Annotated in this window: 23 protein-coding genes and 1 riboswitch; of the genes, 12 read left to right on the forward strand and 11 right to left on the reverse strand. The window is 47.5% G+C overall.

What is annotated here, in order from left to right; all coding sequences use genetic code 11:
• Nucleotides 1–115: 115 nt before the first annotated feature.
• Both DIJ65_RS01845 and DIJ65_RS01850 read right to left on the reverse strand, forming a co-directional pair.
• Nucleotides 116–724, reverse strand: coding sequence for a DedA family protein (locus DIJ65_RS01845; protein WP_071152167.1), 609 nt, complete (start codon nucleotides 722–724; stop codon nucleotides 116–118).
• An 18-nt stretch (nucleotides 725–742) separates the two neighbouring features.
• Nucleotides 743–1,822, reverse strand: coding sequence for a metallophosphoesterase (locus tag DIJ65_RS01850; protein WP_230321268.1), 1,080 nt, complete (start codon nucleotides 1,820–1,822; stop codon nucleotides 743–745).
• 167 nt (nucleotides 1,823–1,989) lie between these two features.
• On the opposite strand from DIJ65_RS01850, the gene DIJ65_RS01855 reads away from it, so the two are divergent.
• The 6 genes from DIJ65_RS01855 to DIJ65_RS01875 all read left to right on the forward strand — a co-directional run bounded on the left by DIJ65_RS01855 (nucleotide 1,990) and on the right by DIJ65_RS01875 (nucleotide 5,250).
• Nucleotides 1,990–2,331, forward strand: coding sequence for a lmo0954 family membrane protein (locus DIJ65_RS01855; RefSeq protein ID WP_071152166.1), 342 nt, complete (start codon nucleotides 1,990–1,992; stop codon nucleotides 2,329–2,331).
• 12 nt (nucleotides 2,332–2,343) lie between these two features.
• Nucleotides 2,344–2,679 carry a hypothetical protein gene (locus DIJ65_RS01860; RefSeq protein ID WP_313903001.1) on the forward strand — a complete coding sequence of 112 codons (336 nt, stop codon included), beginning with the start codon at nucleotides 2,344–2,346 and terminating at the stop codon, nucleotides 2,677–2,679.
• Entirely contained in the window at nucleotides 2,657–2,833 is a 177-nt protein-coding gene (locus DIJ65_RS16630) for a hypothetical protein (RefSeq protein ID WP_313903002.1), read from the forward strand. Before DIJ65_RS01860 ends, DIJ65_RS16630 begins: the two co-directional genes overlap by 23 nt.
• 65 nt (nucleotides 2,834–2,898) lie before the next feature.
• Nucleotides 2,899–3,597 carry a cell wall-active antibiotics response protein LiaF gene (liaF, locus tag DIJ65_RS01865; RefSeq protein ID WP_071152165.1) on the forward strand — a complete coding sequence of 233 codons (699 nt, stop codon included), beginning with the start codon at nucleotides 2,899–2,901 and terminating at the stop codon, nucleotides 3,595–3,597.
• Complete coding sequence (locus tag DIJ65_RS01870; protein WP_071152164.1) at nucleotides 3,594–4,637, forward strand: sensor histidine kinase; 1,044 nt, start codon at nucleotides 3,594–3,596, stop codon at nucleotides 4,635–4,637. The genes liaF and DIJ65_RS01870 overlap by 4 nt, the downstream gene beginning before the upstream one ends.
• Nucleotides 4,615–5,250: a response regulator transcription factor gene (locus DIJ65_RS01875; RefSeq protein ID WP_071152163.1), complete on the forward strand. Its 636-nt coding sequence runs from the start codon at nucleotides 4,615–4,617 to the stop codon at nucleotides 5,248–5,250. The genes DIJ65_RS01870 and DIJ65_RS01875 overlap by 23 nt, the downstream gene beginning before the upstream one ends.
• A gap of 250 nt (nucleotides 5,251–5,500) precedes the next feature.
• On the opposite strand, the gene DIJ65_RS01880 is transcribed toward DIJ65_RS01875, so the two are convergent.
• The 5 genes from DIJ65_RS01880 to DIJ65_RS01895 all read right to left on the reverse strand — a co-directional run bounded on the left by DIJ65_RS01880 (nucleotide 5,501) and on the right by DIJ65_RS01895 (nucleotide 11,453).
• Nucleotides 5,501–7,366 (reverse strand): mechanosensitive ion channel, encoded by a 1,866-nt coding sequence (locus DIJ65_RS01880; RefSeq protein ID WP_071152162.1) that lies wholly within the window; start codon nucleotides 7,364–7,366, stop codon nucleotides 5,501–5,503.
• A gap of 135 nt (nucleotides 7,367–7,501) precedes the next feature.
• Entirely contained in the window at nucleotides 7,502–9,655 is a 2,154-nt protein-coding gene (locus tag DIJ65_RS01885; protein ID WP_117299578.1) for a HAMP domain-containing sensor histidine kinase, read from the reverse strand.
• Between the two features lie 2 nt (nucleotides 9,656–9,657).
• The gene (locus DIJ65_RS16210; protein ID WP_154718711.1) at nucleotides 9,658–9,819 is read right to left on the reverse strand and encodes a hypothetical protein; all 162 of its coding nucleotides are present in this window, start codon (nucleotides 9,817–9,819) and stop codon (nucleotides 9,658–9,660) included.
• Nucleotides 9,797–10,489 (reverse strand): response regulator transcription factor, encoded by a 693-nt coding sequence (locus tag DIJ65_RS01890; protein WP_117299576.1) that lies wholly within the window; start codon nucleotides 10,487–10,489, stop codon nucleotides 9,797–9,799. Before DIJ65_RS01890 ends, DIJ65_RS16210 begins: the two co-directional genes overlap by 23 nt.
• A gap of 79 nt (nucleotides 10,490–10,568) precedes the next feature.
• Nucleotides 10,569–11,453, reverse strand: coding sequence for an EamA family transporter (locus DIJ65_RS01895; RefSeq protein WP_117299574.1), 885 nt, complete (start codon nucleotides 11,451–11,453; stop codon nucleotides 10,569–10,571).
• 108 nt (nucleotides 11,454–11,561) lie between these two features.
• Here DIJ65_RS01895 and DIJ65_RS01900 point away from each other — a divergent pair, with 108 nt between their 5' ends.
• The gene (locus tag DIJ65_RS01900; RefSeq protein WP_117299572.1) at nucleotides 11,562–11,792 is read left to right on the forward strand and encodes a helix-turn-helix domain-containing protein; all 231 of its coding nucleotides are present in this window, start codon (nucleotides 11,562–11,564) and stop codon (nucleotides 11,790–11,792) included.
• Between the two features lie 338 nt (nucleotides 11,793–12,130).
• Here DIJ65_RS01900 and metX read toward each other — a convergent pair whose 3' ends face one another.
• Both metX and DIJ65_RS01910 read right to left on the reverse strand, forming a co-directional pair.
• Entirely contained in the window at nucleotides 12,131–13,144 is a 1,014-nt protein-coding gene (gene metX, locus DIJ65_RS01905) for a homoserine O-acetyltransferase MetX (protein WP_117299571.1), read from the reverse strand.
• Between the two features lie 12 nt (nucleotides 13,145–13,156).
• Nucleotides 13,157–14,446: an O-acetylhomoserine aminocarboxypropyltransferase/cysteine synthase family protein gene (locus DIJ65_RS01910; protein WP_117299569.1), complete on the reverse strand. Its 1,290-nt coding sequence runs from the start codon at nucleotides 14,444–14,446 to the stop codon at nucleotides 13,157–13,159.
• A gap of 394 nt (nucleotides 14,447–14,840) precedes the next feature.
• Nucleotides 14,841–14,956: riboswitch (SAM riboswitch) on the reverse strand.
• Between the two features lie 134 nt (nucleotides 14,957–15,090).
• Between DIJ65_RS01910 and DIJ65_RS01915 the strand changes: the two genes are divergently transcribed.
• The gene (locus DIJ65_RS01915) at nucleotides 15,091–15,732 is read left to right on the forward strand and encodes a glycerol-3-phosphate acyltransferase (RefSeq protein WP_117299567.1); all 642 of its coding nucleotides are present in this window, start codon (nucleotides 15,091–15,093) and stop codon (nucleotides 15,730–15,732) included.
• A gap of 95 nt (nucleotides 15,733–15,827) precedes the next feature.
• Nucleotides 15,828–17,045: a peptidase T gene (gene pepT, locus DIJ65_RS01920; RefSeq protein ID WP_117299565.1), complete on the forward strand. Its 1,218-nt coding sequence runs from the start codon at nucleotides 15,828–15,830 to the stop codon at nucleotides 17,043–17,045.
• 32 nt (nucleotides 17,046–17,077) lie between these two features.
• Here the strand turns inward: pepT and DIJ65_RS01925 are convergent, their stop codons facing one another.
• On the reverse strand, nucleotides 17,078–18,097 hold the full coding sequence (locus DIJ65_RS01925; protein WP_071151816.1) for an STAS domain-containing protein: 1,020 nt from the start codon (nucleotides 18,095–18,097) through the stop codon (nucleotides 17,078–17,080).
• A 180-nt stretch (nucleotides 18,098–18,277) separates the two neighbouring features.
• Between DIJ65_RS01925 and DIJ65_RS01930 the strand changes: the two genes are divergently transcribed.
• Complete coding sequence (locus DIJ65_RS01930) at nucleotides 18,278–18,511, forward strand: hypothetical protein (protein WP_071151815.1); 234 nt, start codon at nucleotides 18,278–18,280, stop codon at nucleotides 18,509–18,511.
• A gap of 143 nt (nucleotides 18,512–18,654) precedes the next feature.
• Nucleotides 18,655–19,080 (forward strand): pyridoxamine 5'-phosphate oxidase family protein, encoded by a 426-nt coding sequence (locus DIJ65_RS01935; protein ID WP_117299564.1) that lies wholly within the window; start codon nucleotides 18,655–18,657, stop codon nucleotides 19,078–19,080.
• A gap of 32 nt (nucleotides 19,081–19,112) precedes the next feature.
• On the opposite strand, the gene DIJ65_RS01940 is transcribed toward DIJ65_RS01935, so the two are convergent.
• Nucleotides 19,113–19,547 (reverse strand): RrF2 family transcriptional regulator, encoded by a 435-nt coding sequence (locus DIJ65_RS01940; RefSeq protein ID WP_117299562.1) that lies wholly within the window; start codon nucleotides 19,545–19,547, stop codon nucleotides 19,113–19,115.
• Nucleotides 19,548–19,736: 189 nt separating this feature from the next.
• Here DIJ65_RS01940 and hmpA point away from each other — a divergent pair, with 189 nt between their 5' ends.
• Complete coding sequence (hmpA, locus tag DIJ65_RS01945; RefSeq protein WP_117299560.1) at nucleotides 19,737–20,915, forward strand: NO-inducible flavohemoprotein; 1,179 nt, start codon at nucleotides 19,737–19,739, stop codon at nucleotides 20,913–20,915.
• Nucleotides 20,916–20,919: the final 4 nt, after the last annotated feature.

Consider the following 20,919-nt stretch of genomic DNA (forward strand, 5'->3'; position numbering starts at 1 on the left):
TATTATAACAATTTACAAAAACAGCGGCAAATACAGCGGCCGAAGCTGGCGAGGCCGATGTATTTGCGACGAGGTGCGCAGCAATCAGGAGCAATTTTTTCAGCATTCCCCTACTCTACTCTACCCTTCTTTTCCGAATGAAATACCAGACACCCGCAATTGTTCCCACAATCAATAATAAATAGACCGCATTCGAATACAATTCCATCTGCCGCATGATGGCTTCGCGGTTTTCACCAACTGCCGCGCCTATTGTGACAAGGATCGTGTTCCAGATCAGCGTACCGGCAGTCGTAAACAGGAGGAACCATTTTAATTTCATGCCGGACATTCCAGCCGGAATCGAGATGAGGCTTCGCACTACTGGAATCAGCCTTCCGACAAACACTGCCCATATGCCATAACGGTCGAACCAGGCATCTGCTTTATAAAGGTCCCGCTTCTTTACACGCAGCCACTTGCCGTGCTTTTCCACAATCCCTTCCATCCTTTCAACGCTCAGCCATCTGCCCAGGTAATAGAGGATTATTGCCCCGGTAACTGAACCGGCAGTTGATGCAGCAATTACGCCCAATACAGTCAAACCTGCTGCAGCTGTCATGAAACCGCCCACTGTCAGAACAATTTCAGACGGGATGGGCGGAAAGATATTCTCTATCAGAATGAGAAAAAATATTCCGGCATAGCCGTAAGTTTCCATGACATCAGTAATCCATGCTTCCATTCACACCAACTCTTTCAATCAAATATTTTGAAACTTTATGTGTACCATCCACAATTCCGACCGGCTGCCGATCCGAATCGGAGGCCCCCAAAATCCGAAACCGGAAGAAACGAGAAAGTGGGTGTTCCCATCCTGCCGATATCCATAATCCAGATCGAAAACTCGTTTGGTTATCAGATGGTTCGGCCACATCTGCCCTTTATGGGTATGGCCCGAAATATGAAAATCAGCAGCCAGTTGTACAGGTGTCTTCAAATCGGAAGGTGTGTGGTCCATGACAATCCAGGGCAGGTTCCCTTCCGGCTTTAAACTTTGAAGAAGATTCCTTCTGCCGTTGGTCCGCTCCTCTCTGCCGGTCAGATAAAATTTTCCGGCAATGTCGATGGTTTCGTCCCTCAATATTTTCACGCTCGATTCTTCCATGACACGAACGAGCAAAGGGATTTTTTTGCCATAATACTCATGATTTCCCAAAACCCCATAAATGCCGTATTTCGAAGTGAGCTTCCGCATCACTTCCGCCATCCCGTAGCGGGCGTACCAGATCGGGTCATCATCAACGAGATCGCCCGCCAGTAAAACGACATCCGGCTCCAGACTGTTGCTCAATGTGACAAAGCGCTCCAAATGGCGTTTTCCTGAAAGGACACCAAGGTGAAAATCGGAGGCAACCACGATATTCACATCTTCGCTACTGCCCTTTACGACAATTTCTTTTTGCCGGATGACGGGGCTGTAAGCCAGGAATGTCCCGATGAGATAAATAAGCAGCAGAAGGATAACAGATGCCACCCCTGCAATTTGGACTGCCCTGGGGTGTTCAAGGACGAGAACCACCCCATGCGCAACCGGAACCACGAGCAGCGCGTATTGGAAAAATGCCATCCAATAAGAACCCACAATCGTAAAGCCCATCCATTTATGTCCCAGCATCCCGATCAAATAGCTGAAAGCCAGCAAGATACAGATAAATGTGAAAAGCCAGCCATTGACGGGAAAAGAAAAACTTCGGAGCCAGATAAAGACCGCCCAGCCTATGTATCCTGCGAGAGCACTGTAAATCATCAATCCCATCAGCCCTGCAGCTATCTGTTTCACCAGCCTCACCTCTTTCCGGTTTTCTTCCATTATACCCTCTCCGTCTGTAAGCTAACTGCCCGGAGCCAACTAAGCCTCAGGTCTGAGTAAAAGATGCAGTCGCAGACCGTGTTGCCTTTTTGCTCCCCTTGATAAGCTGAAGGTACAAATTGAGAGGAGGAAATAACTTGAACAAATTTTGGATGTCAGTCATCGGCATTATTGCCGGCATCATCGCCATTTCGAATCTTGGGTCCATCATCGGCCTCGCCTTATCAGGCGTCATCATCTACATCGGGGTCCACTACTACTTGAAAAGTGTGTCCACAGCCGCAAAAATCTGGTGGGGTTTTGTCGCAGCTGTCGGCGCATTGTCAGCCGTTTCCAACGTGCCGGCCATCATTGGCGTTTTGGCAATCGGGGTCTTGTGGTACATCTACAAAAATTGGAATGGGGAACCCGTTTCTGCACCTGCTAAAAACGATCCGTTCACGAACTTTGAAAAACAGTGGGCCAAGCTCAACAAATAAGGAGGAAATTACATGACAACATTATGGCAACGATTAAAATTCGCAGTGGCAACGGACATGGATGCAATACTGGATAAGAAAGAGGAAAAAAATACGATCAGTTTATTGAATAAATACATTCTGGAAGCCGAGAAAGAAACACAAACTGCCGGCAAATGGCTGGAGCGGCAAACGAGCCTAAGCCTCAAGCTGGACAAAGAACTCCAGGACGCGGAAAGTGTTGCACTCGAGCAGCGTTATGAGGAAATGAAGCACAAAGTAAAAGACATGAAAGTCCGTCAGCTTCAGTTGATGGGCAAGGAAAATGCGACACGCGCATTACCAGATGGACAAAATCCTGAGCCCTGAACTGGTCGCTGAACGCATCGGTTCGTTCGATGATATGGCCAATTACATCAAGTCGCTGGGCAATAAAGTCGAAGAACGACACGAACGTTCCACGATGGAGCGCCGTCTTGAAACGCTGGAAAAAAACAGCGCAAAAACCAAAGAAATTGTGTAAGCTGGAGTAAGAGGGAGACTTGTCCCTCTTACTTTTCTGATGCAAAGAAGGAGGCGAAAACTGCGATGAATCATTTTTCAACCAATAGACAGGCATTTTTTGCCTTGAGTGCATTATTGCTAATCTTCGTGGAAGCTGCTTTTTTTGGAAACGGCAGCGTGTTTTTGGTTCTTCTTGGCATTGGACTCTTATATTACGGCAATAAAAAAAGCCCCAAATACCGGAAATCGTATTTTTGGACCGGCTTTATCCTGATCGGCATTTCAATCCTGTCGATGTGGAGCCTGCGCTTGCTCATTCTGGCAGCAGCCATTTACCTGCTCGTCCGTCTGTGGAAATGCGAAGAATGGCAGCAGGATATACCGTTAAATGGACAAGTCGATAAAGGGCTGATCCAAAACAAATTCTTTTCCGCACAGGCTACGCCAATCGAATCCTTCGAATGGAAAGATGTCCATGTCCAGGGTTTTGTCGGCGATCTGCTGATCGATGCGACACAAACGGTACTGCCGAAAAAAACCTCACTGATCTCAATCCGCCAGGGCTTCGGCCGGGTTCGGGTGATTGTGCCCTACGAAGTGCCGGTGCGGGTTTACTACTCTACTGTTTTTGGTGATGCCCGCTTTTTCAATGGCGAAAAACAGCGGATCTGGTATGGCTCTGTCCACTCGCAGGACGGCTATCAACAGGCGGAAGAGATCAGAAGGGAATTGATTGTAACAGTCAATACCTGGATGGGGGATGTCGAGGTGATCCGCCGATGAAAGGGATCCTGCCCCGCAGTCTATTTTTCATGGCGCTGTTCGCTGCAGTCATTTTCAGTATTTTGCTCGCACTTCTCGGATTGCCGGCTGTAAATACATGGTCTGTCCTGTGGGAGGATTTTGTAGCCGGCCTTCCCTTCGGCATTTGGCTTTTCGTTTTGATGGTGGCTCTGTCAACCGGAATTTCCTGGTGGACCGAGTCTTTATCGCGTTCCAAAGTGCAGGAGATCGAAGAGATTTTCCAGGCACTTCTTCGTAACGACAACCAGACCGTCATTGAAGCTGCGCAAATGAAAACTTTGCCCCCGAAACTTTCGGCATCGATATTGAAGCTTCAAAAACTATTGGAATCCCAGCGAAAGAGCCTGGCGCGAATTGCCAACGAACGAGCCGAAACCCAGGACCAGCTTATTCAGGAACGGCTCGTCATGGAACGCCAGCGGCTGGCACGGGAGTTGCACGATTCCGTCTCCCAGCAATTATTTGCGGCCTCAATGCTGCTGTCCTCCATGACTGAGGGCAAAGAAGCATCTCCCGCCTTATTGCAGACGGAAAAAATGGTGCAGCAGGCTCAGCTCGAGATGCGTGCCCTGCTTCTCCACTTGCGGCCGGCTGCGCTGCACGATAAAAGTTTGCGCCAGGGCCTGTTTGAACTGGTCTCTGAGCTGAAAGAAAAAGTTTATTTTACGATTGAGCATAAACTCGAAGAGGTACCTCTTCAAAAAGGAGCGGAAGACCATCTGTTCCGCATTGCCCAGGAGACCCTGTCGAATACATTGCGCCATTCCAAAGCCACCGAAGTCCATATCCTATTTATCGAGCGCGATAATTTCGCCATTTTACGCATTCAGGACAACGGCGTCGGTTTTGAAAGTGAACAGTCGAAATCGACTTCGTACGGTTTGAAGCATATCGAAGAACGCGCCATTGAAATCGGAGCCACCAGCAAAATTGTCTCGGTCCCTTCCGAAGGAACCATTGTAGAAGTGAAAGTACCTATTGAAAGGAAGATTCCGGATGATACGAATTCTGTTAGTTGATGACCACGAAATGGTGCGCATCGGTGTCTCCGCTTATTTGCAGGCACAGGATGATATGGAAGTTGCTGGAAAAGCAGCCAACGGCGAAGAAGCCGTGAAAATGACACTGGATTTACGGCCTGATGTCATTTTAATGGACATGGTCATGCCGGTCATGAACGGTGCCGAAGCAACCGAAGCGATCAACCGGGAATGGGCTGATGCGAAAATCATGATCGTCACCAGTTTTCTTGATGACGATAAAGTCTATCCTGCGCTGAAGGCAGGCGCTGTCAGTTACATTTTGAAAACCTCGAAAGCTTCACGTATTGCCGACTCAATCCGCGAGACGATGAATGGCACACCGGTTCTCGAACCCGAAGTGATGAGCAAAATGATGAAGCAGATGCGCCATGAACGGGTGCCGCACGAGGACCTGACAGAACGGGAAATGGAAATTCTTCTTCTGTTGGCGCATGGCTATACGAACCAGGAAATTGCAGATGAGCTCTTCATAGCTCTGAAAACAGTCAAATCCCATGTCAGCAATCTGTTGAGCAAACTGGAAGTCCACGACCGGACACAAGCGGTCATTTATGCATTTCAGCACAAACTTGTGGCTCCTCCGGAATAAAAGAAAAGCGACAGGGCCCGCTAAGCTCTGTAAGGCAAGAGATGGACCAAATGCAATTTGGGACATCTCTTTGCGACGAAGCTAGCGCAGCGATGCAGGAGCAATAAGGGTTTAGACGGAACAGCAGAGTGGCGTCCTTTGCCACGGCAGCTGTGTCGGCTTATGACCCGAAGAGCTGGGCCGCTGGAGTCTGGACACCAGAAAAGCACAAAAAGAAAAGGCAAGCCGCGGCCGCCTTTTCTTTTTGTGCTTATTTTCTTTTGAACGGGTCATTCGAATTACGGTTTCGTCCTGTCCTTTTAGCACGCGTATCTTGATTGTCATTCTTTGGCAAGTCAGTTGACGTGTCTTTTTTGTCTTTTGTAAATTTCGCGTCATTCGTGTTCGTGGTATCTTTTGTAAATTTTGTGTCATTTATATTCGTGGTATCTTTCGTATCTTTTGTAAATTTCGCGTCATCCATGTTTGTGGTATCTTTCGTACCTTTTGTTCCATCATATGGATGTCTTTCATCCGGTGAAGTTTTCTCTACAATCGGGTCGATCGCCGCTTTCGCTTCTTTGTCCAGCGCAACTTTTTTAGCTTCTGCCTCCCGTTTCTTTGTATCCCATTCTTCCTGATCCACTTCTGTTTCCTGCAAGCTTTTCTCCATGGTATCCAAATAGCGGGCTGCATGTTCCTTGCCACCCAAACCGAAGGCAAGTCCAAATGCCAGCGCTGCGCCTCCAAGGATCAGGATAAAGGCCGAGTTGATGATGGAAGCAGCAATGCCGAGTTGATCAAGCGCCATAAAGAATGCGAATGCAAGAATGGCATATTTCGCTACATACCGCAGAACATGCGGTCCACCGGAAGATTTTTTGAAGACGCTGCCGATAAAGTCTTCAGCCAGATTGGCCAACCAGAACCCGACGGCCAGGATAACCAATGCTGCAATGACTGCAGGAAGATAGGCAAAAATTCCGGTTGCCAATGATACCATGAATTCAAGGTTCAATAATTGAAGCGCTTCGACTGTGAATAATAGGATGATCACTACCTGCGCCACCACGCCGATGATTTTGGCAAGTGAGTAGGCAGATGGATCTGCATCCGGATCCGCAGTCCTGCTGACACCCATTTTTTCTGTCAGGGAATCGACGCCAAGATTCTGCATTAACTGGATAACGACATCTTTGACCCAACGGCCTATGATAATCCCTGCGAGTACCAGCAGAATCGCTACGATAATATTTGGAATCATTGCCAGTATCTCGTTCAGCATGGCGATTGCCGGTCCGGAGATTCCACGGAGGGCAAGTACTTCAAGTGCCGCAATTGTCACCGGCAGCATGATCAGGATAAATGCGATGATGCCGATGACATTCGAAACGCTTGTACCGCTGAAGAATTGAGAAACTTTAAGCTTTGCAGCCAACCGGTCTGTTCCGATCGACTCCAGGAATTTTGAAAGGATTTTCTTGACGATTGTCGCTGCAATCCAGCCTATTCCAAAGATGATTGCCGCTGCAATAAGTTTCGGGATGAAATTCAGGACGCTGGCGAGCATATTCGAGAAAGGTTCACTCAGGCCATCGATATTCAAGGCGCTGAGAACTGCCGGAAGGAAAAGCAGCAGAATCAGATAGAAAGCGATATTCGCTGCAGTTTCCGTCCATTTCACCGTTTCATCTTTCGAAGCTCCGGTCTTCTTCGTAACTTTGCCGAAATCAAATTTTCTTCCCGCCATTAAAATGAGGCGTTTTGCGACTGTCGCCAAAACCCAGGCCAATAACAGGATCAGGCCTGCTTTTAAAATGCTCAGGAATGCGGCGGACAAGTTATCGAAGATGCCGAGGAAAGGCCCTCCGATTGCCCCAAGGTTCAGAATGTTGAAGAACAGTGCAAAAGTGAAAAGCAATATCAGTACGAATATGATTTTGCTGATGATTTTCGACAGGCTGTATTTTTGGTGTTTCATGCCCGCCTTTTCATCAAGCTGTGATTTGTCCAATAATTTATAAACTCCTTTCTCAACCGCCTTGGCTACAATATAACCGATAATAAGTACAAGAATCGCCAGGAGAATTTCAGGAAGCGCGTTCATGAAATTATTGAAATAACCGCTAGTATCCATTTCTCGACCTCCATTCAAATTTTTTTGTCTCTATTCATATCCCCTTGCCTCTATTTTTCAAAACATTCTGACCGGTTCTTGGCAGAAAGAAAATTCAAACGGCTGTGCCAAGTGGGCACAGCCGTTTGAATTCCTTTATATACGTGGCAATGAAACAGTCACTTTGAACAGATCGCCGTCCACTTCGATTTTCATCGTTCCTCCGTGGAGATCGACGATCGACTGGGCTATCGCAAGCCCCAGACCGGAACCTTCCGTCTGTCTCGCCACATCGCCCCGTTTGAAACGTTCAAATAATTCATCGGTATTCTCACCCAATTCAAAGCGGGTGACATTTTTCATCACAAACTCGGCCTGGCCGTCCGTTTCTTTGAGAGTCGCAAAAACCCGGGTGCCCGGCAACGCGTATTTGATGGCATTTAAAATCAGATTGTCCAATACACGCCACCACTTCTGACCGTCCGCCAGAATGTAAACCGGCTGCTCCGGCGATGAAATCCGGAAATCCAAACCGGAAGCAGCAATGTCTTCCGCATGTTCGGCAAATGCCTGCGTCATCAATTGGGTGAAATCGACACGCTGACGATTTAGTTCCATATTGCCGCTCGCCATCTTGGAGACTTCGAACAAATCTTCGATGAGCGTTTTCAGCCGCTGTGACTTGCGGTCGAGGATTTCGGCATATGCCAACCGGTCTTCTGTTGAAAGCTCGGGCGTTTTCATCAGATCGGTATAGGTGATGATGGAAGTCAGCGGAGTGCGCAGATCATGGCTGACATTTGTAATCAATTCCGTCTTCAGCCGTTCACTTTTGGCCTGTTCCGACATCGACAGGCGGACCCCTTCCTTCAGCCGGTTCAATTGGACGGCATGCTGCGCAAGCGGCGAACGGCCCCGCACAGGAATCTGTTCATTCAGACTGCCATCCGCAATCGCCTGCGTGCTGTCCATCAACACATTCATGTAGCCGAACCGTTTCAACATCGACAGCAGGACCGGCAGGCCGATGAACAGGGTAGCCGGAATCCAGATAAGAATCGCTTCCGGCATAATAAACACCAGCAATGTTCCCACTCCCCAAAAGAAAACAACAATCAGCAACAGCAACATCTGAACGCCCATTGATTTTTTCAGGAAAGCGTAACGCACCATCTGCAGCATTCTTTCCAAATAACTGTTTCTATAGTCTTCGACCAGTTTTTCTGAGCTTTTATAATAGGAGAAGAACCAAATACTTTGGAGAATCAGCAATCCCAGAAACACTGTAGTCAATGCTATATTTTTTAAATTCTGCCAGATAAAATTACTTGGGTTGTCATAGTATACCTGTTCCATTTCCCACAAAGTATTTATAAGACCGTAAGGAATAGCGATTAATAAAGAAATTATAAGGAGACTAAGTTTGATTTCCAGAGACCATCCCGCCCACCTTTTATAAAGAGGCATCTTCAGAAATGCATTACGTTCAAAACGCAGCTTAGTAAACAATAGTACGATTCCGGCAATTGCCAAAGCCCCGAGAATATAAAGCATATTTTGAATGTAATGATGCCGTATCAGACTAATACCCCTGTCGCTTGATGCAAGAAGGGACCGGTCAATCTGGACTATGCCTTTGAACCCGGAATCAGATCCAGGTATCCTCATTTCCGTATTATTGTAATTTGAGTAGTATAACTCATCGTTAGTTGATTGAAGCGGCACAGCATTCGAATATTTCTTCTCGAAAAAAGGATTGCTGACCAAATCACCTTTTCTGAAATTTTCTCCTGTTTCCGTATTGGTTAAGTGATAAACATAATAGGAATATTGAGAGTTAAAGTCTCCCTCCTCATTGAGTATGCCTTTCACTGCCACTTTTGCTGCCATTTGTTTTTCTTCCAGGATTTTTCCTCTCACAGTATCATCATCCGCAAAATTATCGCGGATCATTCCGATCTTTCCATCTCGCTCTTCTGTCAGGATTTCGGCCAGGCTGTCGTTTCCGGCTTCCCTTGCAGCATCAATATCGGGATTATATTGATCCTGTATGCTTTGAAGCTGTTCTGCCAATGTACCGTATCTTGTCCGGTACTCTTCGATTTCTTCCATCGTCACCGGAAATTCCGTTTCCGCTGTCGGGGGATCCAATTCCAACACCACCAACCGATTAATAAAATCGCGGTATTCTTCTTTAAAGTCATAAGTCTCGAGATAGGATTTCCCGAAATACTTCGGACCCAACTCCATTAAACTGAAAATGCCAATCAGCACGATTGACAACGTCGCCAGCCACAACCAATTTTTCATCTTTATAAATCCCCTTTGGACATGGTTCTCAATGATGCCAGCAGATCTGCCGCAGGTGAGTTAAAAACACTGTCCCAAAAGAATGACAGACAATACAGCAAGGTGAATAATGCAAGCGTAACGGCAATCACAGACCAGAAATCATTTTTCAATTTTGTAGCCAATGCCCCACACCACCTTCAAGTACCTTGGATTTTTCGGATCCGTTTCAATTTTTTCCCGTATTTTCCGAATATGGACGGCCACAATATTTTCAGCGTTGTAGGCCGGTTCGTTCCAGACCCGTTCATATATATCGCGTATCGAATAGACCCGCCCCGCATTGGCCATCAATAATTCCGTGATCTTGAATTCAATCGGGGTCAATTTTACAGACTCCCCGTGAAGAAGCACTTCTTTCGCATCCGGGTCCATCATCAGGCCGTCAATTTCGATACGCTGGGATTTATCATGATACGTCCCGAGACTCACGTAACGTCTGAGTTGGGATTTGACCCGTGCCACCAGTTCCATCGGATGGAACGGCTTCGTCACATAATCATCTGCTCCAACTGACAGGCCGTGAATCTTATCCGAGTCTTCGGCTTTGGCGCTGAGCATGATGATTGGGATATTACGCTGTTCCCGAATCTTGAACGTTGCCGAAATTCCGTCAAGCAGCGGCATCATGATATCCAGGATGATGACATGGATTTCATTGTCTTCCAGCAATTCGATTGCCCTTTTGCCGTTTTCCGCCTTCAGGACACGATAACCTTCATTTTTCAAATAAATTTCAATGCCATCGCGGATATCCTGATCATCGTCCGTCACCAGGACTGTAAACTGATTCATTCCATCGCCTTCTTTCTTCTCTTCACTTATCATAGTGGGTAAATCTTAAGCGGAAGCTATGAGAAATATGAAGAAATTCTTAAGAAATTTCCATACTCTCTTCTACTTTTTTCTTTTTGCCAAGCGTGAGGACCAGGATGCCGCCCAATAATAAAACAACTCCGATCCACGACAACCCGCTCAATACTTCTCCGACAACCAGAACTCCAAGAATGGAAGCTGTAAGGGGTTCAGCGAGAGATAAAGTAACAGCTGAAGAAGAAGGAATCCTTTTCAGGCCTCTGGAGAATAAAATATAGGCAAGGCTTGTGGCAGCAAAACCAAGATACACGATGATGCCCACATTGGCAGGAATCAGAATATAAGAAAGATCCAAAAACAATAAGGAAGGCATCAAAAAAATGGCGGCAATCGAAAAAATAAGGGACACCGCCGGCACAGCTTCCATCGTTTGGAGAACCGATTTGCTGGCAATCGCATACAGCGCAAAAGATAGTCCCGCCCCAAGCGCCATGGCAACACCGAGCGAATTGACATCTGCCGCTCCTCTGTTGGCGAAAAGCAAAATACAACCGAGTATTGCCAAAAGTGTAGCCGTTGCCCAAATCCGGTCGGGACGCCTTTTCAGAAACAGCCATTCGATCATGCCGGCAAGAACCGGTGCACTGCCGATTGCAACGACGGTGCCAACTGCGATTCCCGTCAATTGGACCGACGAGAAGAACAATGGCTGAAAGAGCGCCATGCTGAGTGCGGACAGCAGAACCGCGGGCCAATGGACGTTTCGAAAAATGAATCTTTTGGTCATCAGCGTGAACAGCAGCAGGGAAAATCCGCCGATCATCAAACGGAATGCGCCGATTGTCAGCGGATGTGCGTCTCCTGAAATGTAATTTTGTGCTGTGCCGGTCGTGCCCCAAAGCATCGCGGCAAGCAGCACCATTATATATGGTATCCCGTTCATATCCTGCACCTCTGATTTCCAGTTATATCAAATACCATACCATTATTCCAATCGTTTGAGATACTGCTTCTGAGCTATTATAATAAAAGAAAAAGAGGAGGCGATCTTATGTATATGACAGTCCCGGAAACTGCTAATTTTTTGTCCATGCCGCAAGAGCAAGTCAACAGATATATACTGGAAGGACGTATCAAAGCAGTGCACGATGGAGAACAATACATGGTCAACACCTCTCAATTTGACACGCATTTCCAACAGCTGGAACAGGCCAAACAGGAACTGGAAGAATGGAAAGCGGCACCAATTCCGGATGATGTGGATATTAAAGATGAAGATTAGTAGAAAAGCGACAATGCCCGTTAAGCTCTGAAAGGCATAAGACGGAACAGTGAAGTGGTCTCGACCACGCAGCTGGGCCGGCTTATGACCCGAAGAGCTGGGCCGTTGGAGTCTGGACAAAGAAAAGCGACAGCGAGAGATAGCCCAAACTTGTTTGGGCCTATCTCTTGCGACGAAGCAGCGCAGCGATGCAGGAGCAGGTTTTAGCAAGATCAGCGTAGTGGCGGTCTTTGCCACGCAGCTGAGTTGACTTATGACCCGAAGAGCTGGGCCGTTGGAGTCTGGACAGCAAACACAGAAAAAGCATCCCCTGAGGATGCTTTTTCTCGTTGTGCTATTCACTGTGCCGCATTGGCTTGATGCTGTTTTTGCAGAAACTTCCGGATCAAGCCGCCCCATTTCTCAAACTCGACCAGAAAGCCGTCGTGGCCAAAATCGGTTTCAATGACTTCCCACGATGCTTCTGGCTGAAATTGGAGCCAGGTAACCATTCCTTCAGCCGGATACAGAAGGTCATGTGTAAATGAGATTGAAAGAATCGGGGATGCTATTTTCCGTTCACCCACATCATGGCTGTTCATCGCTTTCAACAGGATCAGGTAGCTATTGGCATCGAAGCGCCGAGCCAGTTTTCCGCCCTGATAATCCAGGTACGACTCCACCTCAAAATTCACTCCATTGGCAGTTCGTCCGAAACGGTCGTTAAACAATTTGCCGCTCCGGTAGCTGATCATCCCTGCCATCCTCGCCAAATGGAATCCTTTGAAATCGGAAGATCCTCCATAATTCCCCTTTTGAAAGTCAGGGTCATGTTCGATGGCCTGGATGCTGATGTGATTAAAGGCAAGTGCATAGCTGGTGAAAGCCGGGTTGACTGCAAGCGGCACAATGGTTTCGGCAAAGTCCGGGTATAACGCTCCCCATTCGAGGGCTTTCATGCCCCCGAGCGATCCGCCGATTACGGTCTTCACTTTCTCAATGCCAAGAATTTTTAATGCCTGGTATTCAGCACGGACCATGTCTCTAATGGTCAGCAAAGGGAAATCGGAACGGTAGGGTGTGCCAGTATTCGGGTTAATTGACTGGGGACCTGTCGAGCCGTTGCAGCCACCCAGTACATTAAAGCAAATCACCTGGAATTTATCGGTATCCACCGCTTTCCCCGGACCGGCCAGCCTGCTCCACCAGCCCGGAGCTTCATCCGTGCCGACAGCGTACTGGTCGCCCGTCAGCGCATGGCAAATTAGAATCACCGGTCCATCCGGATTGCCGCTGCGTTCATATGCCAACCCCACTCCTTCGAGCACGTTTCCTCCATCCAATGCCAGATTCCCGATTGCTATTGTCGGCATGTCGTTCTCCTCCTATACTTGCTGCACCGCAGCGGCTTTGATGGTCTGCTCCAAATCTGCAATCAAGTCTTCCGGATTTTCCAATCCGACTGACAGACGGATCAATTCTTCTGTCACGCCGGATTGTGCCAGTCCTTCGGCACTCAATTGCTGGTGCGTTGTCGATGCGGGATGAATGATCAATGATTTTGCATCTCCTACATTTGCCACATGCGACCACAGTCCGACGCCGTCAATCACTCGTCTGCCCGCTTCCCTGCCGCCTTTGATACCGAAGTTCACAATGGAACCGAACGTGTCCTTCAAATATTTCCGGGCCAGCCCGTGGGAGGGATGGTCTTCAAAGCCGATGTAATTGACCCATTCAACCTGTGGGTGGCTCCGCAGATACTCTGCGATGATTCCTGCGTTGCTGCTGTGTCTCGGCAGCCGTAAATGCAAAGTTTCCAATCCCTGTAAAAATGCATGGGCACTGTCGGGGCTTAATGTCGGACCGAAATCGCGCAGCAGCTGGACGCGCAATTTTGTAGCGAAAGAAGCTCCTTCTGCATCAATGCCATAACGGATGCCGTGGTAACTGTCATCCGGCTCTGTATAATTTGGAAACCTTTCGTGGTTCCAGTTGAATTTTCCTCCGTCCACTGCGATTCCGCCGATTGCGGTACCGTGGCCGCCGATCCATTTCGTCGCAGAATGGATGACAACATCTGCACCGAAGGCAAGCGGATTGCTGCCGTAAGGGGAAGCGAATGTGTTGTCGATCAATAACGGTATATTGTATTCGTGTGCAATCGCCGCCACCCGCTCCACATCAAAAACGTTGAGGCTAGGATTGCCTATGGTTTCACCAAAGAACGCCTTTGTCCTTTCGGTAACGGCGGAGCGGAAATTTTCCGGGTCTGTGCCGTCCACGAATTTAACGGTAATGCCATAACGCGGAAGCGTTTTGGCGAATAAATTATAGGTCCCCCCATAAAGGCTGCTGTCCGCAATCACTTCATCTCCCGCTTCTGCGATGTTGAGAATTGAAAATGCAATGGCCGCCATTCCGGAAGAGAGCGCAACGGCTGCTGTTCCCCCTTCCAGAAGTGCCACACGCTGTTCAAAGACATCCACTGTCGGGTTCATGATGCGTGAATAGATATTGCCGGTTTCCTTTAAACCGAACAGGTTCTGGGCATGTTCTGTATCCCGGAAGACATACGACGTTGTTTTATGGATGGGCACTGCGCGCGCACCTGTTTCGGGATCCGGCTGCTGGCCGCCGTGAAGCAAAAGTGTCTCGGGTTTGAAATTTGTCATTTTTTATTCCTCCAATATTTTTTAAATTTGAGAAAAAGAATTAGCATGGATATGTCGCTTCGGCGCTTTGGACAAGGCTCCCGCAATAAGCCGAGAAGCGCACTCGTCTTATTGCTTCGCCCAGTCCGGAGGCGCGCCGGCGCTGAGAGAAGTCTCTAAAGATATGGAGCAAAACAGCGAAGACGCCTTGGGGACCAAGCGAAGTGCTGAAATCCACTCGGGCATAGGCCCGAGTTAGTTCAGCGCGAGCCCCCGGCAAGCGCAGCTGTTTTGCGGAATATCGACTTCTTAAAAATATTTTTACAACTTATTAAGATGGTCCGTAAAGGAGATGAGGGAATAGAAAAAGGCCCCCTTCTAATTAGAAGAGGGCCGCTATACACGGAGTTTCCTCCTCTCATCTTCCAGACTGTCGTTCCAGTCTGCAGGAATTAGCACCTTTCCAAGCCGGGTTGCTTGGTGGTTGCCGGGCATCATAGGGCCTAGTCCCTCCGCCACTCTCGATAAGAGTATTCAGATTCAGTTTTCCATCTTGTTGAGAAGTATAAATAATGATACGATATTTTGTCAAGGAGGTTGTCGGATTATTTTGAAACTTCTTCTCGGTTCAAACGTTCCTTATTCAGAAAGGCAGGAAGCATTTTATGATTCTTTGGATTTTTTCCGCACTCATTTCAGGCTATATCATCGGCTGTCTGCATGGCTCCCTTGTTGCTCAGCTGCTGTCCGGCACAAACATCAAAACTGCCGGCGTCAAAAATTCGGGCGCGTCCAATGCGGCAATTGTTCTTGGATGGAAATACGGGGCATTGGTCGCGTTTCTCGACATCTGCAAAGGTTTTGCCGCGGTAATGGCGATGCGGATGTTGCTTGGCGCCAGCAGTCTGCCGCCCGAAACGGTATGGGCCATCCTCTTTTTCGTCGCCACCGGAGTGGTTCTGGGCCATAACTTCCCTTTTTACATGAAATTCAATGGAGGCAAGGGAACGGCGGCGGTCATCGGTGTTATGATTGCGCTGGACTGGCAACTCGGCCTGGTTGGGCTGGGGTTGCTCATCGCGGTCTCTCTTGCCACTGACTATCTGGTCATCGGGGTGCTGGCTTTGTATACAGTGTTCCTCCTTATCGCTTTTTGGCCGGCGGATGGGCTATGGCCGTATGTCACCGCTCTTGCATTAATGACAATGGCATTATGGAAACACCTTGAAAACATCAGGCGCATCCGGGATGGCTCCGAAAATACGGTATCCTCAATTCTCCGCAAAAAAGCTGCCGATCCGCATTAAGGGATCGGCAGTTTTTTACTTTTGCCGAAGATTTACTGTATTTATTTCATTCGTGTTAAAATAAGGGTATTACATATATCAGGAGGTCTATATCCATGATTGAAACTTTGATCGAACGATTGGTGCGTTATGCAAAAATCGATACCCAATCCAATTTTGAAAACCACGAAACCCCGTCCACACCCGGCCAGTGGAATTTGCTGCGGGAATTGGAAAAGGAAATGAAGGAAATTGGATTGGACGAAGTCGAAACGGATGCACACGGCTATCTTTTCGGCACTCTTCCTTCCACTTCAAACAGGGAAATACCAGTTATCGGCTTTCTGGCCCACGTTGATACCGCTACTGACTTTACGGGCAAAAACGTCAATCCACAGCGCATTGACAATTACGACGGAAAAGACATTCCGTTGAATGGCTCAGTTACGATGGCTGTCGAAGACTTTCCTGATTTGCAGAATTACACCGGCCATACCCTCATCACCACTGACGGCACAACCCTTCTCGGCGCCGACAATAAAGCCGGTATCGCTGAAATCATGACAGCAATGGAATACCTCCTCCAGCACCCGGAAATAGAACATGGCAAGATTCGTGTCGCATTCACACCGGATGAAGAGATTGGACGCGGTCCCCATAAGTTTGATGTCGAACGTTTCGGGGCACAATACGCCTACACCATTGATGGTGGCCCGCTTGGCGAACTTCAATACGAAAGTTTCAATGCCGCTGCAGGAAAATTGACCGTCCAGGGAAAAAGTGTCCATCCGGGATCTGCAAAGGACAAAATGGTCAATGCATCCACCATCGCCATCAAATTCCAGAACGAAATGCCTGAAAATGAAGTTCCGGAAAAAACGGCAGGCTATGAAGGGTTCATTCATCTGAACAGCTTCAAAGGTGATGTGGAACAGGCTGTCCTGAGCTACATCATCCGTGATTTTGATAAAGAAAAATTTGAAGCGAAAAAAGCACATATGCAAGGGACAGCCGCCAAGCTCCAGGAACAATATGGGCCGGAAGTTCTCCAACTCCAATTGGAGGATCAGTATTATAATATGCGGGAAAAAATCGAGCCGGTGATGGAAATTGTCGATGCTGCAGAGAATGCCATGAAGACACTCGGCATCAAACCCCATATTGTGCCGGTTCGCGGCGGAACGGATGGTTCGCAGCTGTCCTATATGGGCTTGCCGACCCCCAACATTTTTACTGGCGGCGAAAATTACCACGGAAAATACGAATTCATCTCTGCTGAAAACATGGAAAAAGCTGCACAGCTGATCGTTGAAATCGTTAAAACGGCAAAATAAAAAGCGCCTTCCTGGCGCTTTTTATTTTGCACTTACAAGAGACTGCGTCCATTTTGCGCCAGGGCGTAATGGATTCCGTGCTGCAGCGTTTGAAAGCAATTGAACTTCAGAATATCGATGCCACTTTCACCTATCACCATGCTCATTTTCGGAGAAATTCCCACCAGAATTGTTTCTGTGCCGATGAGCCCTGCTGTTGCACCGAGCTTTTCGATCAGTCCAGCCGCCTGCTGCGTGAAATTATTATTCAGACCCGTCAAATCGAGCACCAAATATTTCGCTTTGTATGTTGGGAGGTTCTGCAGGGTTTTGATCAACAATTCCTCTGCCCGAACTTCGTCATAAGTGCCGAGCAGCGGCACCACTACAATTCCTTCCAAAACAGGAATGATCGGCGATGACAGCTCCTTGACGAGCCTTGTCAGCTCACTGGTCTTTTCATCCACTAATTTTTCAAGCCGGTGAATCTGCCGCGCTTCATTCGTGCGGGCCAACCGGTGAATATTTTCTTCAATGGTCTGTTCTGAAGGCAAATAACGGATGATGCTTTCATTAAAACCGTCTATCTGATGATGTTCAACTTCATACCAGATGTTTTTCCCGAAAAGCTTCGTGAAAATTCCGGCATAATGTGCAGGCAGAAAGCTTCCACCTGTCTTTTTTTGTTGGGCAACATTGATTTTATGCTCCCAGCTGTTTTTCAAATGGACCTCTAAAGTTGCTTTATCGACATCCAATTTATGGATTTCGGCAACTCCCCAGCCGGCCGAGGCGTATGTATTGGTTATCAATGCTGACGCTTCTGCTATATCAACATTTTCCATTTCAGAAAAGTAGTGGCCGACTACCATCCCCTGGCGATACCCCGTTGTCTCCATCACCACTTCGGCAGCGTCTTCGCCCGCAATTTCTTCAATGGAATCAAAAAACATTTTCATCGCTGTAGAAGTCCAGAAGAGAACAGAGTCCTGTCCTTCAAACTGGAATTTTCCAGCCTCAAGATCCCATTCAAAACTTAATCCCCCAACATTGATGGAAGGTTGTGTATTCATATGATTGCTCCTCTCGTTCCTGTGATTACATTTTATCACATAAATAAACCGTCTCTCGCACTATATTTGATACACTGCAACTTGATAGTGTAATTCCGCTTTGAAAACAACCCTCCAATGTTTTAAATCCATCCAGAACAGGAATATACAAACTAGACTAACCGAAAGAGGTGTTCCATTATGGCAGATAAAAAACATTTTACTGAAGACGACCGCAAAGACAGAAAAGGTGCTCCAATGGACAATCCCGAACAATCCAAAACTGATAAAGAATCACTTTCCGATATGCACGAAGAACAGATGAACGTAGATTCGATTCCCCTGGAGGACCTGAAGCAGGAGCAGCGGGAAGAAAAACATCCACGTGAAACAAAAAGCGATTCTTCAAGCGAAGAAAAGTATCCCGGCTCATAAAATACCCGCTTCCCGAACTGTTTGACTCCGTCAAACAGTTCTTTGGTGAACACAGACGTTTTGGGGGGCTTTGTTTCATTTTGGGTCTCCGGAAGGTTTAGCAACAACTTAAAAAGGAATAAAAGGAATAAAGGAGTGATTGGATGAATCATGACGAAGCAAAAAAAGCAGCACTTGAAATTCTCGACAGCAGCAAAGTCGGTGTCCTTGCCACAGTCAAAGGGAACAAGCCACATACGCGTTATATGACATTTTTCCATGACGGCTTCACCCTGTATACCGCCACCAGCAGAAAAACGCAGAAAGTTGACGAGTTGGAAGCGAACCCCCATGCCCATATCCTACTTGGCTATGAAGGCGAAGGCGTCGGGGATACCTACCTCGAAATCGAAGGCCGTATGGCCGCACATGATGATTCTCAAATCATCGAAAAAGTATGGAATGAGCACTTGACGGGCTGGTTCAGCGGACCCGATGATCCAAATCTGTTGATATTAAGAATACACCCGGACCGTGTGCGCCTCATGAATAAGAAAGGCCAGGATCCGGTAGAACTTCAAATGGGATAATAAAAACGGTCCGATTTATAATCGGGCCGTTTTTATGTGTTCAATATTTCGCGCAACCCCTGCCGGTTCACCAGCAAGTCTTCCAACGTGTAGCCATCCAGCACGGACAGATATGCATGGAGCGCCTGCCCCAATACTCCCCGCAGCCCGCACACCGGTGCGATGGGACAGCGGTTATGTTCTCGGTCAAAACATTCCACAAGATGAAAGTCGTCCTCCATCTTCCTGACGACAGTACCGATATTGATATTCTCCGGCGCATCCGCCAATTGAATTCCACCATTTCTTCCCCTGACAGTCCGAATGAACCCTGCTTTACCCAGTTCAAATGTAACTTTCATCAAATGGTTCTTCGATATATTATATGCACTCGAAATTTCCTGGACAGTCGATAAAGTTCCAGCTTCCTTGGAACCAAGGTACAGCAGAATCCGCAGTGAAAAATCCGTATACATCGTTAATCTCATAATTTTCACCTTCCTGTCCCTTCATTATATCGGTTGCTATGGCATCAGGACAGCATAAGCAACCTCTACCGATGTGACGTTTATGTGACTGCAATTGTGTCTATAATATTAAAGTGGTATTTTAAATATATCTTTAATGCCGGAACAGTATTATAGTCAAACTATAGAAAACAAAAGGAGAGATTGATCATGTTATCAACAGAAACAAAAGCAATCATCAAATCCACTGTCCCAGTATTGGAAGAACACGGCACTGCCATTACAACGGTCTTCTACAAAAATATGTTTGAAGCCCATCCGGAATTATTGAATATATTTAATCATGCCAATCAGAAACAGGGGCGTCAGCAGGCCGCTTTGGCAAATACCGTTTACGCGGCTGCCGTCCATATCGATAACCTGGAAGCGATTCTTCCGGCAGTTGTCCAGATTGCAAATAAACACGTGAGCCTCGGCATCAGACCTGAACATTATCCGATTGTGGGAGAGTATTTACTGAAAGCGATCAAAGAAGTTTTGGGAGACGCTGCAACGGACGACATCATCAATGCATGGGCTGAAGCCTATGGCGTAATCGCTGATGCATTCATCGGAGTGGAACAAGGCATGTATGAGAAAATGGAAAGCCAGGAAAACGGCTGGAAATTCTTTAAGAACTTTACGGTTGCCAGAAAAGAAAAAGAAAGCGAAAACATCACTTCTTTCTACCTGACTCCGGCCGATGGTTCCAACGTTCCCGCCTACGAAGCTGGCCAATACATTTCCGTGCGTTTGACGATTCCGGGTGAAGAGTATTTATTCAACCGCCAATACAGCCTGTCCCAAGCGGCAAAACCGGATGAATTCCGCATTTCCGTGAAACGCGAAGCCGACAACGATCCGAACGGCCGGGTGTCTGTCTACCTCCATGACAATGTAAATGTCGGAGATGTTATTGAAGTAAGTGCTCCTGCAGGTGAATTCGTGCTTGATGCTACGAAAAAATCCCCTGTCGCATTCGTCAGCGGAGGCGTTGGCATCACACCGATGATGAGCATGTTCGAAACGGTGGCAACGTCGACGCCTGACCGTCCGACCGCTTTCCTTCACGCGGCACGCAATGAAAGCCTGCACGCATTTGATAAGGATATCCAGAAATACGTGGAAGCAATGGACAATGCAAAATACAAAACATTATACTCTGACCAGCCGGAAGGGTTCATCACTCGTGAAGTGCTTGAGGAAATGATCGATGTTACCGGTGAAGTCTATGTCTGCGGTCCGGTTCCATTCATGGAAAGCATGATCGGCGAACTTCGCAATCTCGGCATGACTGACGACCAGATCCATTTCGAATTCTTTGGACCAGCTGTCGCACTGCAAAATTAAAAAA

Source organism: Planococcus salinarum, assembly GCF_007004625.1.
GTDB lineage: Bacteria > Bacillota > Bacilli > Bacillales_A > Planococcaceae > Planococcus > Planococcus salinarum.

What these genes read in the sequence shown, in the direction of transcription:
- DIJ65_RS01870 (WP_071152164.1), top strand. Translation starts at nt 3,594, where the DNA reads ATGAAAGGGATCCTGCCCCGCAGTCTATTTTTCATGGCGCTGTTCGCT.
- DIJ65_RS16630 (WP_313903002.1), top strand. Translation starts at nt 2,657, where the DNA reads ATGGACAAAATCCTGAGCCCTGAACTGGTCGCTGAACGCATCGGTTCG.
- DIJ65_RS01875 (WP_071152163.1), top strand. Translation starts at nt 4,615, where the DNA reads ATGATACGAATTCTGTTAGTTGATGACCACGAAATGGTGCGCATCGGT.
- DIJ65_RS01940 (WP_117299562.1), bottom strand. Translation starts at nt 19,547, where the DNA reads ATGAGATTAACGATGTATACGGATTTTTCACTGCGGATTCTGCTGTAC.
- DIJ65_RS01925 (WP_071151816.1), bottom strand. Translation starts at nt 18,097, where the DNA reads ATGAATACACAACCTTCCATCAATGTTGGGGGATTAAGTTTTGAATGG.
- DIJ65_RS01860 (WP_313903001.1), top strand. Translation starts at nt 2,344, where the DNA reads ATGACAACATTATGGCAACGATTAAAATTCGCAGTGGCAACGGACATG.
- DIJ65_RS01885 (WP_117299578.1), bottom strand. Translation starts at nt 9,655, where the DNA reads ATGAAAAATTGGTTGTGGCTGGCGACGTTGTCAATCGTGCTGATTGGC.
- pepT (WP_117299565.1), top strand. Translation starts at nt 15,828, where the DNA reads ATGATTGAAACTTTGATCGAACGATTGGTGCGTTATGCAAAAATCGAT.
- DIJ65_RS01910 (WP_117299569.1), bottom strand. Translation starts at nt 14,446, where the DNA reads ATGACAAATTTCAAACCCGAGACACTTTTGCTTCACGGCGGCCAGCAG.
- DIJ65_RS01930 (WP_071151815.1), top strand. Translation starts at nt 18,278, where the DNA reads ATGGCAGATAAAAAACATTTTACTGAAGACGACCGCAAAGACAGAAAA.
- metX (WP_117299571.1), bottom strand. Translation starts at nt 13,144, where the DNA reads ATGCCGACAATAGCAATCGGGAATCTGGCATTGGATGGAGGAAACGTG.
- DIJ65_RS01895 (WP_117299574.1), bottom strand. Translation starts at nt 11,453, where the DNA reads ATGAACGGGATACCATATATAATGGTGCTGCTTGCCGCGATGCTTTGG.
- hmpA (WP_117299560.1), top strand. Translation starts at nt 19,737, where the DNA reads ATGTTATCAACAGAAACAAAAGCAATCATCAAATCCACTGTCCCAGTA.
- DIJ65_RS01880 (WP_071152162.1), bottom strand. Translation starts at nt 7,366, where the DNA reads ATGGATACTAGCGGTTATTTCAATAATTTCATGAACGCGCTTCCTGAA.
- DIJ65_RS01845 (WP_071152167.1), bottom strand. Translation starts at nt 724, where the DNA reads ATGGAAGCATGGATTACTGATGTCATGGAAACTTACGGCTATGCCGGA.
- DIJ65_RS01915 (WP_117299567.1), top strand. Translation starts at nt 15,091, where the DNA reads ATGATTCTTTGGATTTTTTCCGCACTCATTTCAGGCTATATCATCGGC.
- DIJ65_RS01900 (WP_117299572.1), top strand. Translation starts at nt 11,562, where the DNA reads ATGTATATGACAGTCCCGGAAACTGCTAATTTTTTGTCCATGCCGCAA.
- liaF (WP_071152165.1), top strand. Translation starts at nt 2,899, where the DNA reads ATGAATCATTTTTCAACCAATAGACAGGCATTTTTTGCCTTGAGTGCA.
- DIJ65_RS01890 (WP_117299576.1), bottom strand. Translation starts at nt 10,489, where the DNA reads ATGAATCAGTTTACAGTCCTGGTGACGGACGATGATCAGGATATCCGC.
- DIJ65_RS01935 (WP_117299564.1), top strand. Translation starts at nt 18,655, where the DNA reads ATGAATCATGACGAAGCAAAAAAAGCAGCACTTGAAATTCTCGACAGC.